Origin of the sequence: Streptomyces physcomitrii (assembly GCF_012273655.1) — a bacterium.
GTDB lineage: Bacteria > Actinomycetota > Actinomycetes > Streptomycetales > Streptomycetaceae > Streptomyces > Streptomyces physcomitrii.
The window spans coordinates 60,353-75,666 of sequence record NZ_JAAWWP010000002.1; the positions used below are offsets into that span (position 1 = coordinate 60,353).

Below are 15,314 nucleotides of genomic sequence, written 5' to 3' on the forward strand. Positions count from 1 at the left end.
GGCCCGCGTCCGCTGAGCGGACGGCGGCACAATGGGGGGCATGCCGATACCCGGGACTCCCAGCCGCGCCGATCTCGTCGCCCACCTCGTCCGGACCCGCATCGCGGGCGAGGTGGCGACCCCCCGCGAGAACAACCTCTCCCACTACCGCAAACTCGCGAACGGCGACCGGCACTACTGGCTCGGCCTGGAACTCGGCGACCGCTGGCGGGACGAGCAGGACGTGCTCGCCGTGATGGCCGAGCGCTGCGGGGTCGACGACGACCCGGAGCACCGGCACGGGCAGGACACCATCGACCCGGAGCTGACCGTCGACGCCCTGGAGAGATTCGCGGCCCGGCTGCACAAGGCCGCCGCGAGCCGGCAGCGGGTGCTCTTCGCCACCGGCCACCCGGGCGGGCTGCTCGATGTGCACCGGGCCACCGCGCAGGCGCTGCGCGCCGCGGGCTGCGACATCGTGGTGATCCCGGAGGGGCTGATGGCCGACGAGGGCATGGTCTTCCAGTTCGCCGACGTCGCCATGCTGGAGCGCGGCGCGACCCTCTGGCACACCCACTCCCCCGAGCCGATGAACGCCATCCTGGACGGACTCGCCCGCGAGGGCAGCGCGCCCCCGGACCTGGTGATCGCCGACCACGGCTGGGCGGGCCGGGCGGGCCAGCGCGGCATCGACGCCGTCGGCTACGCGGACTGCAACGACCCGGCCCTCTTCCTCGGCGAGTCCGAGGGCACCCTCCAGGTCGTCATCCCCCTCGACGACCATGTCCGCAGCCCCCGGTACTACGACCCGATGACGGCCTACCTGCTGAACGCGGCCGGGCTGGGCTGAGCGGCCGCCCTACGGGCCTCGCCCCGCCGGCCACCTCTCCTGCGTCTTCTTCTACGTCTCGTCTCCTACGTCTCTTCCGGGTACGCGAAGTCGTGGACCAGGACGTCGGTGAGCGGGCGGTAGCCGAGGCGCCGGTAGAGGGCGTTGCTGGTGGGGTTGGCGGCGTTCGTGTAGAGCACGACCTCGGTGGCGCCCGCGGCGAGTGCGGCGCGGCCGACCTCGGTCGTGACGGCGGCGGCGTAACCGCGGCCGCGCAGGTGGGCCGGGGTGTAGACGGGGTCGATCCGGGCCTGGCCGCCGACGATCGGGTTCACGCCCGCCATGGAGACCGGTGTGCCGTCCGGGGTCTCCCAGAAGGTGTACTGCTTCTCGGCGAAGCGGGTGCCGGCCCAGGAGGCGGCGTCGATCACCACGTCCTCCGCGACATCCGCCGCGAACTCACGGCACCAGCGCATGAGTCGATGATGCTCGGCCGCGCCCGCGAGGCGGCCCCGGCCCGCCGGGAAGGGCTCGGGCGGGGTGAGCGTGCCCAGGCGGTGCAGCCGGAGCCGGACACGGACCGTCGCGAGGGCGCCGGTGTGCCGCCGCCAGGCCTCGGCGAAGGCGAGCGCGGTGGGCTCGTCCGCGGTGAGGGAGGGCAGCGTATGGCCGAGGGCGCGCAGGTGGGCGGCGAGTTCCTCGGCCTGCCCGGGGGTGAGCGAGGTGACGCTCAGACCGGCGGGCAGGAAGCGGTGGAAGGCGGCGCGGACCTCGCCCGCCCGCTCCAGCCACCCGAGGACGGGGGTCCGGCCGCCGTACGCCGCCGTTCCGAGCACGCGCAGCTTCTCGGTGACCGACAGCGGGGTGGTGTGCAGCGCGGGGCGCGAGCGCAGGAACTCCCCTGCGTGGCCGAGGAATTCACCGACGTCTCCGGTCAGGTGCCAGCCATCGGATCCGGAGCGGTACGAGTCATCGGGGTGCATACTCCATAGTCCCCGAGTCCCCGAGTCCCCGAGTCCCCGAGTCCCCGAGTCCCCGAGTCCCCGAGTCCCCGGCGGCCGGCTGCAGATCCGGGGCCCGAGCCCTCAACTCCCCGTCGACAGCGTCCTCATGAGGAGGCGGCTGCGGCGGACCATCTGCTCGGCGGACTGCTCCGGGTGCCGCAGCCACCAGTTGACCAGGGCGGTCACCGCGCTCACCCAGACCTCGGTGAGGGCCGCCCGGTCCAGCGGATCGGCGGAGCCCGCCGCGGCGAGGGCCTCGGCGACCCCGCGCTCGGCCTGGTCGGCGATGCGGGCACGTACCGCCAGGGCGGCCTCGGCCGCCTCGCCCTCCGGTGGGAGGGTCCGGTCGAAGACGGTGTTCCAGACGTAGGGCCGGGGTTCGAGGACGGTGAAGACGGCCCGCAGGGTCTGCTCCACCTTGGCCGCGGTATCGCCGGGCCGGGCGAGCACCTCCTCGATGGCCTCCGCGAGCTGCCCGCCGGCCCGCCGCACACAGGCGGCGAACAGTCCGTCCTTGGTCCCGAAGTACCCGTGCACCAGCGGTTTGGAGATGCCCGCCTCAGCGGCGACCGAGGCGATCGACACCGCGGCGTAGCCCTTGCGCCCGAAGGCGTCCGTCGCCACGTCCAGGATCTGGCGCTCGCGCTCGGCCCGCGGTACGCCCTTGGTCCCCACTTCACCCATCGGGCCATCTAATCACCGGGGGTCCCGGGCGGTTTCGGAGTGGGTTCTGGACTGGGTTCTGGACTGGGTTCCGAAGTGGGTCCCGATGTGGGTCGCGTGGTGGGTTCCGGGCCGGACCGACTCTTGACAGCATGAATTGACTTTTGAGTAACTTACCTAGAAGTCAATTCAAGGAGGCGCCATGCCCGCCGAGGTGTGGGAACAGATCAACAACCCGGTGCTCTACGCCATCCCCTTCTTCCTGCTCTTCATCGGGATCGAGGTGGCGGCGCTGGCCAGGCTCGACGACGAGGGGCTCAAGGGCTACCTGGGCAAGGACTCGCTGAGCAGCCTCAGCATGGGATCGGGGGCGCTGGTGGTGATGGCCCTGTTCAAGGCGGTCACCCTGGTCCTCTACGCCTTCCTCTGGTCGCTGGTGCCCTGGCACATCCCCACCGGCGCCTGGTGGCACTGGCCGCTGCTGCTCTTGGTGGTGGACCTCGCCTGGTACGCCAACCACCGCTTCTCGCACCGGGTGCGCTTCGGCTGGGCCGGGCACCAGGCGCACCACTCCAGCGAGTACTTCAACCTCGGGACCGCGCTCCGGCAGAAGTGGAACCCGTGGACCGAGGCCCTCTTCTGGGTGCCGCTGCCGCTGATGGGCTTCGCCCCGTGGACCATCTACGTGGCCTTCGCGCTCAACCTGATCTACCAGTTCTTCACCCACACCGAGGCGGTCGGCAAGCTGCCCCGCCCCGTCGAGTTCGTCCTCAACACCCCTTCGCACCACCGCGTCCACCACGGCAGCGACCCCGAGTACCTGGACAAGAACTACGGCGGCATCCTCATCGTCTGGGACCGCCTCTTCGGCACCTTCCAGGAGGAACTGCACCGCCCCACCTACGGGTTGACGACGCCGGTGGGCACGTACAACGTCATCCGGCTCCAATACCACGAGTACGGCAGCATGATCGCCGACGTCCGCCGGGCCCGGCGCCTGCGGGACAAGCTCGGCTACGTCTTCGGCCCGCCCGGCTGGCGCCCCGCGGACACGGCACCGGCCCCCGCCCCGGCCGCGGCTCCGGCTCCGGCTCCGGCTCCGGCTCCGGCTCCGGCTCCGGCTCCGGCTCCGGAAGCCGCTACCGCAGCCGCCGCAGCGGACGTTCGACCAGTGCGTACGACAGCCACCCGAGGATGACCGAGACGGCGAGGGTGAGCGGGTAGAGGACCGCGAAGTCGCCGATGTCCAGGGTGCCGAGCTGCTTGTCCGTCCACTCCAGCCAGCCGACGATCACCACCATGTGCCAGAGGAAGACCCCGTACGAGATCCGGCCGAGCCAGGCCGGGAGCGGGGATCCGAGCAGGCGGGCGGGTGCGCTGCCGTCGGCCAGGAGCAGCGGGGCGGCGAGGCCGGCCGCGGTCAGCAGGTGGCAGAGGTGCTCCACCACGACCTCGCGGGAGGAGGGGATCGCGGCCACGTCCCCGGCGAGCGGGGTGGAGACCACCACCTGCGCAGCCAGGGCGAGCAGCCAGCAGGCCCACGGGTACCGCCGCACCAGCTCGGCCGCCCGCGGCGGCCGGGCGGCGCGCGCGGTGCGGGCGGCGAGCAGGGCGAGGGCCATTCCGGCGGCGAAGTAGCCCGCGTAGGCGGGCAGCCAGAGGCGGGCGACGGGCTCCTGCACCAGCGGGTCCCGGTAGAGGACCGCCACCCACACCACGCTCAGCAGCACGAGCGCACCGAGCAGGGCGAGGGCCGCGCCCGTCCTGCCCCGCGCGAGCAGCCGGTGCAGGGCGAGGGCGAGCAGCGGGAGCAGCGCGTAGTAGGAGACCTCGGTGGCCAGGCTCCAGGTCTGCGAGAGGCTCATGGTCAGCGAGTCCCGCTCGTAGATCACCTGGAGCAGCAGGATCCGGGTGGTGCGGCCCGCCTCGTCGAGGCGTTCGCGCTCGAAGAGCAGCAGCGCCGTGAGGGCGGCGAGCCAGTACGCGGGGACGACGCGCAGCAGCCGGTGCCAGTAGTAGCGACCGGTGTGCGGCGCCCGGCGGCCGTCCAGGGCGGCTTCGGCCCAGGGGCGGTAGAGCAGCAGCCCGGAGATGACGAAGAAGATCGGGACGGCGACCGCGAAGCCGCTCAGCACGGGCCCGAGCGGCCCCTCCTCCCCGAGGCCGGGCACCTGCCCGGTGAAGATGCCGACGTGCATGCTGACCACGAGCAGCGCGGCGAGGGCCCGCAGCCCGTCGACGGCCGGGGCGTAACCGCGCGCGGTGTCCGCGACCCCGGCGCCGCCCGCGGTGGAACCCGGCGGGGCCGCGGCGCCGGCCGCGGTACCCGCAGCGCCGGAGGCCGACGGCGCCCCGGCAGCCCCACCCGCGACTCCGGAGACCGGCGGTGCCCCGGCCCCGCCCGAGGTGCCCGAGGGCAGCGGCGCCCTCGTCTCCTCCACGGACTCCCCCATGTGCTCCCCCTGACGACCGCGGCTCCGGGCCGGTACGGCAACTGGCCGAAGGCTAGGGGGACTTGGCGGCGCCGTCCCACCCCTAACGCTCCCCCTGCGACCCCGTCCCCGCTGCGCCCCGGGCCGCCCCGCCCGGTGTCGGGTCCAGATAGACCCGGCTCACCGCGGGGAAGCGCTCCTTGAGCCGCCGTTCGGCCTCCTCGCAGGACTGCTCGACCTCGGCCGCGGTGGACGCGTCCCGGAAGTCGACCTTCGCCGCGACCAGGGCGTCGCCGGGCCCCTGCACCAGGGTGATCACATCGAGTACGTCCTGCACATGGCGCACGGCGAGCAGCTCCTCGCGGATGGCCGCGCGGGTACGGGGCGGCAGCGGGCGCCCGATGAGCAGGTCGGCGTTGGAGCGGCCGAGCACCCAGGCCACGTAGACGAGGAGGAGGCCGATGCCGAGCGAGGCGACGCCGTCCCAGACACCCGAGCCGGTGAGCTGGCCGAGCAGCAGTCCGAGCGCGGCCGTCGCCAGACCCACCAGGGCCGCCGAGTCCTCCAGGACCACCGCCTTGACCGTGGTGTCGGTGGTGCGGCGCAGATAGTGCCGGGTCCGCACCCCGTACCGGGAGGCCTCCGCGCGCACCTGCTTCAGCCCGGTCCGCAGCGAGAAGCCCTCCAGTACGGCGGCGATCGCGAGCACCAGGTACGAGACCAGCGGGCTGCCCGGCTCCTCGGTGTGGGTGAGGGTGTGGACGCCGTCGTAGAGGGCGAAGACGCCGCCGCCGACGAAGGTGGCGACCGAGGCGAGGAGCGCCCAGACATAGCGCTCGGGGCCGTAGCCGAGGGGGTGGTCCTCGTCGGGGGCGCGCTCGCTGCGCTTGAGGGCGGTGAGCAGCATCAGCTCGGTGACGGTGTCGGCGACCGAGTGCGCGGCCTCGGAGAGCATCGCGCTGGAGCCGCTGAGCAGGCCCGCGACCGCCTTGGCCGCGGCGATACCGAAGTTGGCGGCCGCGGCGACGAGCACGGTGAAGGTGCTCTCGCCCGGCTGCTGCGCCCGGCGGTCCCGCTGCTCCTGCCGCCGTTCCTTTTCCTGTCCCTGGCCCGGTCCCTGATCGCCCGTCATGCACCGGACGGTAAGCCGCGGGGCGGCCGCCGCTCAGCGGGGCACGCGGACCACGCCCTCCTGGATCACCGAGATCGCCAGCCTGCCGTCCTGGGTGTAGATACGGGCCTGGCCGAGGCCGCGCCCGCCGGAGGCCGAGGGGGACTCCTGGTCGTAGAGCAGCCACTCGTCGGCGCGGAAGGGGCGGTGGAACCACATCGCGTGGTCGAGGGAGGCGCCGACCACGTCGCCGACGGCCCAGCCGCCGCGCCCGTGCGCGAGCAGCACCGAGTCGAGCAGGGTCATGTCGGAGACATAGGTGGCGAGGCAGACGTGGAGCAGCGGGTCGTCCACCGGCCCGTCCAGCTTGCCCCGGGTGCGGAACCAGACCTGCGACCGCGGCTCGCGCGGGGTGCCGACGCTGCCCCACGGCGGCTCGTCCACATAGCGCAGGTCCACCGAGGCGCGGGTGGCCAGCATGGACTCGACGACCCGCGGTTCGGTGAAGACCTCCCGGTAGCGGGGCAGCGCCTCCTCGGCGGTGGGCAGCGTCTCCGGGTCCGGCGCCTCGGGCATCGGCGCCTGGTGCTCCATGCCCTCCTCGTACGCCTGGAAGGAGGCGGAGAGATGGAAGATCGGCTTGCCGTGCTGGACGGCGACGACCCGGCGGGTGGTGAAGGAGCGGCCGTCGCGGATGCGGTCGACGTTGTAGACGATCGGCGCGCCGGGGTCGCCGGTGCGCAGGAAGTACGAGTGCAGCGAGTGCGCGGGCCGGTCCGCGGGGACGGTGCGCCCGGCGGCGACCAGGGCCTGTGCGGCGACCTGGCCGCCGAAGACGCGCGGGACGAAGGCCGAACGCGACTGCCCGCGGAACATGTCCTCCTCGATCCGTTCGAGGTCGAGCAGATCGAGGAGGGACTGGAGTGCCTGGTGCATGAGCGGAGCCTGTCAGCCTTCGTTTCCGTCGCCGGTGACCTGCCGGGTCACCGGCGCATGTCGTACGGCCTGGCGGTCACCGGCACATGCGGTGCGGACTGCCGGTCACAGGCCCATGTTCTTCGCGATGATCATCTTCATGACCTCGCTGGTGCCACCGTAGATGCGGTTGACCCGGTTGTCCGCGTAGAGGCGGGCGATCGGGTACTCGTTCATATAGCCGTAACCGCCGTGCAGCTGAAGGCACTTGTCGATCACCCGGTGGGCGACCTCGGTGCAGAACAGCTTGGCGCTGGCGGCCTCGGCGGGGCTCAGCTCACCGGCGTCCAGGGCCTCCAGGGCGCGGTCCGCGACGGCCTGGGCGGCGTCCACCTCGGCCTGGCAGCCGGCCAGCTCGAACTTGGTGTTCTGGAAGGAGGCCACGGTCTTGCCGAAGACGGTGCGGTCCTCGACGTACTGCTGGGCGAAGCGGACCGCGGCGGCGGCCTGGGAGTAGGCGCCGAAGGCGATGCCGAGGCGCTCCTGCGGCAGGTTCTGGCCGAGGTAGGAGAAGCCCTTGTGCTCCTCGCCGAGCAGGTCCTCGACCGGGACCTTGACGTCGGTGAAGGAGAGTTCGGCGGTGTCGGAGGTCTTCAGGCCCAGCTTGTCCAGCTTGCGGCCGACCGCGTACCCCTCGGACTTGGTGTCCACCACGAGCAGCGAGATGCCGTGGCGGCGGTCCTCGGCGGTGGGCGCCGCGGTGCGGGCGCAGACGATGACGCGGTCGGCGTGCACACCGCCGGTGATGAAGGTCTTGGCGCCGTTGAGGAGGTAGTGGCTGCCGTCCTCGGAGAGCTTGGCGGTGGTCTTCATGCCCGCGAGGTCGGAGCCGGTGCCGGGCTCGGTCATGGCGATGGCGTACATGGTCTGCCCGGAGACGAAGTCCGGCAGCCAGCGCTTCTTCTGCTCCTCGGTGGCGTACGCCTTGAGGTAGGGCAGGCAGAGCGCGACATGCACCCCGGAGCCGCCGAAGGAGACACCCGCGCGGGCGCACTCCTCGTAGATCACGGCCTGGTACTTGAAGGACTCCTCGCCCGCGCCGCCGTACTCCTCCGGCACCTCGATGCCGAAGATGCCCAGCTCACCGAGCTTGTAGTAGAAGTCGCGCGGCGCCTGACCCGCGGCGTACCACTCGTCGTAGACCGGGACGACCTCGGCCTCGATGAAGGCCCGGATGGTCTCCCGGAACGCCTCGTGGTCCTCTTGGAAAACGGTACGGCGCACGAACGGCCTCCCTGAACTCTGGCTTCGGCTCGGCGGGCCCCGATTCCCGGACGGCCCTGCGGTGGGCGCTCACCCGCTGCACGAGAAGGTGTCTAAGCGCTTGCTCATATCAGGCTACCCGTCGGTCACTTCGCAGTCCAGAGACCTGCGTCACGCGAGGCACCCCCTCGGAAGGACGAATTCCGCCGATCAAGCTCTCGACCAGGTGTTAAACCTTCAAACATTAACCCGTTCGAGCTAATATCCACCCAACTGGGCGATCTTCCCGCCTCACGCTCCGTAGCGTCCTGACCATGGTCAGTTCCTCTCATGAGGCGATGCACCGGATCTTCCAGGAGGATCCGGGGATCTTCGCCCGGACGTTCGAGAAATTCGGCGTGCCCTTCGCCCACTCCGTACAGGTGTCCTATCTGCCGACCGATCTCACCGAGATCCAGCCCCTGGAACGCAGAGTCGACACCCTGTTGCGCTTCGACGGCGCGGACGGCGACAGCCGCCTGCTGCTCGTGGAGGCCCAGAGCAAGCGCGACCCCGCCAAGCCGTCGAGCTGGGCCTACTACGCCTCCCATCTCCACGCGAAGTACAAGGTGCCGCCCCTGCTCCTGGTGGTGTGCTAGGACCGGAGCACCGCGCGGTGGGCCGCGGGCCCCTTCCGGATCGGGCCGCCGCAGTGGGCGACGCTGCAACTGCGCCCCCTGGTCGTCGGCCCCGACAACACTCCCGTCATCACCGACCCCTCGACCGCGGCCGAGGACATCCCGCTGGCCGCACTCTCCGCGATCACCCACGCCTACGACAAGGGCGCCGATGCCATACTGAAGGCCTTGGCAGGAGCCCTGAAGACGGTGGACGAAACCACCGCCGGCACTTTCGTCGAACTGGTCTCACTGGGCCTGACCAACAGCCCGGCCCTGAACACCTGGAGGACCCTGATGGCTGTCGATCTCTCCTTCTTCCGCTCCCCCATCGCCAACGAGATCCGGGACGAGGGCCGAGAAGAAGGCCGACAGGAAGGCCGACAAGAAGGCCGAGCGAACGCCAAGGCCGAGGCCGTACTCAAGGTCCTCGACGCCCGAGGCATCGCCCTCACCGACACCCACCGCCAACACCTCACCACCTGCCAGGACCTGAACCTCCTCGACACCTGGTTCGACCGCAGCCTCGCCGCCACCACAGCCGAGGAGATCTTCGCGGGCGGTGGCGTCGCCGGATCAGCCACCGCGGGAACGGTCACGCCGGAGTCGACGGAAAGGCCCCGCGAGCAGTGACTCGCCTCTCCTTCTTCCGCTCCCCCATCGCCAACGAGATCCGGGACGAGGGCCGAGAAGAAGGCCGAGCGAGCGCCAAGGCCGAGGCCGTACTCAAGGTCCTCGACGCCCGAGGCATCACTCTCACCGACGCCCACCGCCAACACCTCACCACCTGCCAGGACCTGAACCTCCTCGACACCTGGTTCGACCGCAGCCTCGCCGCCACCACGGCCGAGGAGATCTTCGCGGGCGGGACGGAGGCCTGACGTACGGAAGCGGGGCGGGTGCCGGGGCTGAAGTCAGCTCCGGTACCCGCCCCGCTTCCGTCGTGTCTCAGCCGGGCTCGCTCCCCGGTGGGGGCTTTCCGGGGGAGGGGTCGGCCGGGGTGTCCGCCGGGCCGGTGGTCCCCGTGACCGGAGCGGTGCCCGGCGGCGGGGTGGCCCCCGGGTCCGTGACGCGGTCCGCCGGGGCCGTGTCCACCGGGGCGCCGACCGGGGCGACTTCGAGTGCCGTGGCGCCGTGCGGGCCGGGTGGGTGCGGGGCGGTTTCGTGGCCGTACGAGCGCAGGTAGCCGACGACCGTGTTGGTGACCGCGACGAGAGGGACGGCGACGACGGCGCCGCCGATGCCGGCGATCATGCCGCCCGCGGCGACCGAGAGGATCACCGCGAGGGGGTGGACCCGTACCGCGCGGCCGAGGATGAAGGGCTGCAGGATGTGGCCCTCGATCTGCTGGACCGCGAGGACCACCACGAGCGTCATCACGCCGGTGAACACGCCCTGGGTGACCAGCGCGACGACCACCGCGAGCGCGCCCGAGGCGACCGCGCCGACCAGCGGGATGAAGGAGAACAGGAAGATGAAGACGGCCAGCGGCACCGCCATCGGCACGCCGAGGAAGTAGATGCCGAGGCCGATGAAGAGGGCGTCGATGAAGGCGACTATCACCGTGCCGCGGACATAGGCGGTGAGCGTCTGCCAGGCGCGCGGTCCCGCGCCCGCGATGCCCGGGCGGGCGGCGGCGGGGACCAGCTTGAGCGTCCACTGCCAGATGCGCGGGCCGTCGTAGAGCAGGAAGAGCGTGGAGAACATCGCGAGGAGCATCCCGGTGAGGGTCTCCATGATGACGGTGACGCCTTCGAGGCCCGCGGAGGTGATCTCCTCGGTGTTGGCGCCGACCGCCTCGCGCAGGCTCTTGGCGATGTCGTTGATCTGGTCCTCGGTGACGTGGAAGGGGCTGTTGAGCAGCCAGCGCCTCAACTCGTCGATGCCGTCCTGGATCTGGGCCGAGAGGTTGTCGAGGTTCTCCATCACCTGCCAGACCACGAACCAGCCGACCAGGCCCATGATGACGAAGCCGAGCACGGCGGTGAGGGTGGTGGCCAGGCCGCGCGGCAGGCCGAGCCGGGTGAGCCGGGCGACGGTGGGCTGGAGCAGCGCGGTGATCAGCAGGGCCGCCACGAAGGCGAGGACGACGAGCTGGATCGCGCTGATGATCCGCATCAGCACCCAGACGGTGCCCGCGAGCACCAGGAGCCGCCAGCTCGCCTCGGCCGCGACCCGCACACCCCAGGGGACGGCGGCCACCGGATCGGGCTTCGGCGGCTTCACCGGTGCGGCCGCGGCGCTCGCGCCGGAAGCATCCGGGGTGGTCAACTTGTCTTGTTCGGCTCGGCGTTCGGCCTCGGCACGGCGCTCACCAAGGCGTTCGCCCATCCGTGTGAGGCCGCCGCCGACCGAGCCCAGCCAGGCTGGCAGTCGCGACATGAATCGTCCTCTTCCCCCTGGGGGCGCGAACATCCGCCCCCCGGTGCGCACCGTCTCCCGGTACGCCGTGTCTGTCGTCTTCTCGGTACGCCGTCTCCGCGTACGTCCCGTCACAGGTGCCCGCTCGGGCACTTCTCGAACGTACTACGCACCAAGCCCCTCACCGTAGGACGGCGAGGGGCTTGGGGTGGTTGAGCGGAGACCGTGTGCCGGGCCCCGTACCAGGGGTCGGCCTAGTACCAGTGGTTGGCCTGCCAGAAGTTCCAGGCGCCGCACGGGCTGCCGTAGCGGCCGTCCATGTAGCCGAGGCCCCACTTGATCTGGGTGGCCGGGTTGGTCTGCCAGTCGGAGCCCGCGGAGGACATCTTGGAGCCGGGCAGGGCCTGGAAGAGACCGTAGGCACCCGAAGAGGCGTTCGTCGCGCGGTAGTTCCAGCTGGACTCGTGGTCCACGATGTTGCTGAAGCACTGGAACTGGTCCGCCGGAACCATCTGACGGGCCATCGCCTGGATCTCGCCGATGCTGTACGAGCCCTGCGTGGGGAAGTCCGAGCTGTCGCGCGAGGCGGAGCGGCTGGCGACCTTCTCCGCTTCCTTGCGCTCCTTGGCTTCCTTCTCGGCCTTCTCGGCGGCCTTCTGCTTCGAGACCGCGTCCTCGGCGGCCTGCTTGCGGGCCGCCTCCTCCGCGGACTTCTTCGCGGCCGAGTCGGCGGCGATCGCCTGGGCGTCCGCCTGCTGGCTCAGCGAGGCCGTCTGGACCTGGGCCTGCTGGCCCGCGGGAATGTCAGCGAGGAGGGTCGCGTCGTCGGCCGTCGCCTCGAGGTTGTCCGCAGGGGTCTGGGTGCTGCCCGAGGCAACACCCACTACGGCGCCGACGGTGGTGACCGCGGTGGCCGAGGCCACTGCGAATCCCCGGACCGAAATCCGGCTCACACGGTTTCCTTCCAGCATCGCCCGCTTAGGTGACCTCACGGGCGCAATCGTGCCCCCGACACTGGCCTCCCACTAGCTAGGTCACGGGAAGCACGGGCCCGGTGGGCAACTCCTGGGACAGAAGCGCCGCGTGGTGACTCGGGCGGCATACGACGAGCTCTATGGAGTTCTGTGGTGTGGTGCCACTGGGGACACACGTGTGTCGTATGCGGGGCCTGACAAGACCCAGACTCTGCCCTAGCGGTGGGCCGCAAGGCAATTCCCCTTGGGGTGTGAAAGCTCACAGGCCGTTTACCCCTGGCGTTTTCCGGAAACGGGGGGACGCCGAGGCGCCGCCCGGTTAGGCTCTTCGGCCTTCCCGGACGGCGCCAACTGACCTGCGTATACGGTGAAATGGGGCTGCCCGCCCGCAAAGTGCGGCGAGGCGGACAGCGGGTTTCAGATCTGCCCGTCCTCCAGCATTTCGGTCACCAGTGCGGCGATCTGCGACCGCTCCGATCGGGTGAGCGTGACATGCGCGAAGAGCGGATGCCCCTTCAACTTCTCCACCACGGCGACGACTCCGTCGTACCGCCCCACCCGGAGGTTGTCGCGCTGGGCGACGTCATGGGTGAGGACGACCCGGGAGTTGGCGCCGATCCGGGAGAGCACGGTCAACAGGACGTTGCGCTCCAGGGACTGCGCCTCGTCCACGATCACGAAGGCGTCGTGCAGGGAGCGTCCGCGGATGTGGGTCAGCGGCAGGACCTCCAGCATGCCGCGGGCGGTGACCTCCTCGATGACCTCGCGGCTGGTGACCGCGGAGAGGGTGTCGAAGACGGCCTGCGCCCAGGGGCTCATCTTCTCGGCCTCGCTGCCCGGCAGATAGCCGAGCTCCTGCCCGCCCACGGCGTACAGCGGCCGGAAGACCATCACCTTCTGGTGCTGGCGGCGTTCGAGCACCGCCTCCAGTCCCGCGCAGAGCGCGAGCGCGGACTTGCCGGTGCCGGCCCGGCCGCCCATGGAGACGATGCCGACCTCCGGGTCGAGCAACAGATCGAGCGCGATGCGCTGCTCGGCGCTGCGGCCCTTGAGCCCGAAGGCCTCCCGGTCGCCGCGCACCAGGCGGACGTTGCCGTCCGGGGTGACCCGGCCCAGCGCCTTGCCCCGCTCGGACTGGATGGTCAGCCCGGTGTGCACGGGCAGCCCGTCGGCCTCGGGGACGAACAGGGTCTCCTCCTCGAAGAGCAGGTCGACCTGCTCGCCGGGGAGGGTGAGTTCGCTCATCCCGGTCCAGCCGGAGTCGGTGATGGCGAGTTCGGCGCGGTACTCCTCGGCGAGGAGCCCGACCGAGGAGGCCTTGATGCGCAGCGGCAGGTCCTTGGAGACGACGGTGACGTCGTACCCCTCGGCCTGGAGGTTGCGCGCGACCGCGAGGATCCGGGAGTCGTTGTCCCCCAACCGGTAACCGGCGGGCAGTACGCCGGGATCGGAGTGGTTGAGTTCGACGCGCAGCGTGCCGCCCATCTCCCCGGTGGGCAGGGGTGCGTCGAGGCGCCCGTACTGCACCCGGTAGTCGTCGAGCAGGCGCAGCGCCTGCCGGGCGAAGTAACCGAGCTCGGGATGGTGCCTCTTGGCCTCCAGCTCCGTGACCACCACGACCGGCAGCACGACCTCGTGCTCGTCGAATCTGGTCAGGGCGCTCGGATCGGCGAGCAGGACGCTGGTGTCGAGTACGTAGGTGCGCCGGTCTGGCTTGTGGCGCTTTGCGCTGGTCACCACGGAAGGACGTACCCCCTCGGAAGAGATCGGGGAGCGACACGTACGGTCGCGGGGATCCCCCCGATACCCACGGATACCGGACCGGTTCCCGGCCCCGCTGCACGGGCCGGGGACCGGCCCTCCCTGTCGCCCGCGCTCAGCACGCGGTCGTCCTGGTGCAAAGGGCCTCCCGGGCGGACGGCCCCATGCCGTCCGCTGAGATGCGACGCCCCACCCTGTCGTGCAGGGGCGTCGACCTGCTGGAGTTATGCCCGTTCGGGGTCTGCGCCATGCCAGGGCATATGACGGCAGCTGTGTGAACTCTGGGTTACCCGTGAACCCCTGAGGAAGCGGAGGCGCCTGCCCCGACCCGATTGCCCGATACGCGCAGAGCGGCCGGGCCGGTGAGGGACCGTCACCCGGAAGGCGGGTGCGCGGCATGCGGAACGGGGCGCCCGGGGCCGTACGGACGGTGGTGGGCGCGGGCCGCGGCGGTGGGGGTCAGCCGCCGTAGCGGCGGTGGCGGGCGGCGTAGTCGCGCAGCGCCCGCAGGAAGTCGACCTTGCGGAAGGCCGGCCAGAAGACCTCGCAGAAGTAGTACTCGGAGTGGGCGGTCTGCCAGAGCATGAATCCGGACAGGCGCTGTTCGCCGCTGGTGCGGATGACGAGGTCCGGGTCGGGCTGGTCGCCGGTGTAGAGGTGCTGGCCGATGAGGTCGATGTCGACGATCTCGGCGAGCCCTTCGAGGGAGGTGCCCTTCTCGGAGTGGTCGAGCAGCATCGAGCGCACCGCGTCCGCGATCTCCTGGCGCCCGCCGTAGCCCACCGCGACGTTGACCACTATCCCGTCGACGTGGGCGGTGGCCTCCTCGGCCTCCTTGATCGCGAGCTGCATCGGCGCGGGCAGCAGGTCGAGGGTGCCGACGTGGTGGACCCGCCAGCGGCCGTCGGCGGCGAGGGAGCGCACCACGTTCTCGATGATGCCGAGGAGGGGGACGAGCTCCTCCTCCGGGCGGTCGAAGTTGTCCGTGGAGAGCAGCCAGAGGGTGACGACCTCGACATCGGTCTCCGAGCACCAGCCGAGGAACTCGCCGATCTTCTCGGCCCCGGCGCGGTGGCCCTGGGCCGCCGTGGAGCCCGCGGCCTTCGCCCAGCGGCGGTTGCCGTCCATGATCACGCCGATGTGCTTGGGCACCTGGTCGTGGTCGAGTCGGCCCTCCACCCTGCGGGCGTAGAGTCCGTACACCAGGTCGCGCAAGTTCACCGAGTCTCACCTCTCGCGTCATGGGGCACGGCCCCCGAAGCGCCGCCCGCCCCTGTGCGGGTACGGGGCCACGGACCCCCGGCGGGCGGGAGTTTCCGGGCGCGGCGCGGCCCTGCCGGGTTCCGCCGGCGCGGGCCCGTTGATG

At 71.2% G+C, this 15,314-nt stretch carries 15 protein-coding genes; 5 read left to right on the forward strand and 10 right to left on the reverse strand.

Annotated features, from left to right (window positions below):
- Nucleotides 1-40 precede the first annotated feature (40 nt).
- Nucleotides 41-829 (forward strand): phosphatase, encoded by a 789-nt coding sequence (locus tag HFV08_RS03465; RefSeq protein WP_040258062.1) that lies wholly within the window; start codon nt 41-43, stop codon nt 827-829.
- Nucleotides 830-894: 65 nt separating this feature from the next.
- Here the strand turns inward: HFV08_RS03465 and HFV08_RS03470 are convergent, their stop codons facing one another.
- Both HFV08_RS03470 and HFV08_RS03475 read right to left on the reverse strand, forming a co-directional pair.
- The gene (locus HFV08_RS03470; RefSeq protein ID WP_168535767.1) at nt 895-1,791 is read right to left on the reverse strand and encodes a GNAT family N-acetyltransferase; all 897 of its coding nucleotides are present in this window, start codon (nt 1,789-1,791) and stop codon (nt 895-897) included.
- Nucleotides 1,792-1,893: 102 nt separating this feature from the next.
- Nucleotides 1,894-2,496 carry a TetR/AcrR family transcriptional regulator gene (locus tag HFV08_RS03475; protein ID WP_168535769.1) on the reverse strand — a complete coding sequence of 201 codons (603 nt, stop codon included), beginning with the start codon at nt 2,494-2,496 and terminating at the stop codon, nt 1,894-1,896.
- A gap of 181 nt (nt 2,497-2,677) precedes the next feature.
- On the opposite strand from HFV08_RS03475, the gene HFV08_RS03480 reads away from it, so the two are divergent.
- Nucleotides 2,678-3,673: a sterol desaturase family protein gene (locus HFV08_RS03480; protein ID WP_168535771.1), complete on the forward strand. Its 996-nt coding sequence runs from the start codon at nt 2,678-2,680 to the stop codon at nt 3,671-3,673.
- Here the strand turns inward: HFV08_RS03480 and HFV08_RS03485 are convergent.
- The 4 genes from HFV08_RS03485 to HFV08_RS03500 all read right to left on the reverse strand — a co-directional run bounded on the left by HFV08_RS03485 (nt 3,615) and on the right by HFV08_RS03500 (nt 8,217).
- Nucleotides 3,615-4,928, reverse strand: coding sequence for an acyltransferase family protein (locus HFV08_RS03485; RefSeq protein ID WP_168535773.1), 1,314 nt, complete (start codon nt 4,926-4,928; stop codon nt 3,615-3,617). The genes HFV08_RS03480 and HFV08_RS03485 overlap by 59 nt on opposite strands.
- A gap of 82 nt (nt 4,929-5,010) precedes the next feature.
- A complete protein-coding gene (locus tag HFV08_RS03490) occupies nt 5,011-6,039 on the reverse strand; it encodes a cation diffusion facilitator family transporter (RefSeq protein ID WP_210429835.1) in 1,029 nt (342 codons plus the stop codon).
- A 33-nt stretch (nt 6,040-6,072) separates the two neighbouring features.
- Nucleotides 6,073-6,954: an acyl-CoA thioesterase II gene (tesB, locus tag HFV08_RS03495; RefSeq protein ID WP_168535775.1), complete on the reverse strand. Its 882-nt coding sequence runs from the start codon at nt 6,952-6,954 to the stop codon at nt 6,073-6,075.
- 105 nt (nt 6,955-7,059) lie between these two features.
- Nucleotides 7,060-8,217 carry an acyl-CoA dehydrogenase family protein gene (locus tag HFV08_RS03500; RefSeq protein ID WP_168535777.1) on the reverse strand — a complete coding sequence of 386 codons (1,158 nt, stop codon included), beginning with the start codon at nt 8,215-8,217 and terminating at the stop codon, nt 7,060-7,062.
- Between the two features lie 293 nt (nt 8,218-8,510).
- Between HFV08_RS03500 and HFV08_RS32265 the strand changes: the two genes are divergently transcribed.
- The 3 genes from HFV08_RS32265 (at nt 8,511) to HFV08_RS03510 (ending at nt 9,733) form a co-directional block, all read left to right on the forward strand.
- Nucleotides 8,511-8,834, forward strand: a complete 324-nt coding sequence (locus HFV08_RS32265) for a hypothetical protein (RefSeq protein WP_312885350.1) — start codon at nt 8,511-8,513, stop codon at nt 8,832-8,834.
- Nucleotides 8,835-9,041: 207 nt separating this feature from the next.
- Nucleotides 9,042-9,485, forward strand: coding sequence for a hypothetical protein (locus HFV08_RS32270; protein ID WP_312885351.1), 444 nt, complete (start codon nt 9,042-9,044; stop codon nt 9,483-9,485).
- On the forward strand, nt 9,482-9,733 hold the full coding sequence (locus HFV08_RS03510; protein ID WP_168535779.1) for a hypothetical protein: 252 nt from the start codon (nt 9,482-9,484) through the stop codon (nt 9,731-9,733). The genes HFV08_RS32270 and HFV08_RS03510 overlap by 4 nt, the downstream gene beginning before the upstream one ends.
- 67 nt (nt 9,734-9,800) lie before the next feature.
- Here the strand turns inward: HFV08_RS03510 and HFV08_RS03515 are convergent, their stop codons facing one another.
- The 4 genes from HFV08_RS03515 to HFV08_RS03530 form a co-directional block, all read right to left on the reverse strand.
- Complete coding sequence (locus HFV08_RS03515) at nt 9,801-11,234, reverse strand: AI-2E family transporter (protein WP_168535781.1); 1,434 nt, start codon at nt 11,232-11,234, stop codon at nt 9,801-9,803.
- Between the two features lie 233 nt (nt 11,235-11,467).
- A complete protein-coding gene (locus HFV08_RS03520; protein WP_435855960.1) occupies nt 11,468-12,166 on the reverse strand; it encodes an aggregation-promoting factor C-terminal-like domain-containing protein in 699 nt (232 codons plus the stop codon).
- Nucleotides 12,167-12,604: 438 nt separating this feature from the next.
- Complete coding sequence (phoH2, locus tag HFV08_RS03525) at nt 12,605-13,927, reverse strand: RNA 5'-3' helicase PhoH2 (protein WP_040253273.1); 1,323 nt, start codon at nt 13,925-13,927, stop codon at nt 12,605-12,607.
- Between the two features lie 480 nt (nt 13,928-14,407).
- The gene (locus HFV08_RS03530) at nt 14,408-15,169 is read right to left on the reverse strand and encodes an isoprenyl transferase (RefSeq protein WP_040253271.1); all 762 of its coding nucleotides are present in this window, start codon (nt 15,167-15,169) and stop codon (nt 14,408-14,410) included.
- Nucleotides 15,170-15,314: the final 145 nt, after the last annotated feature.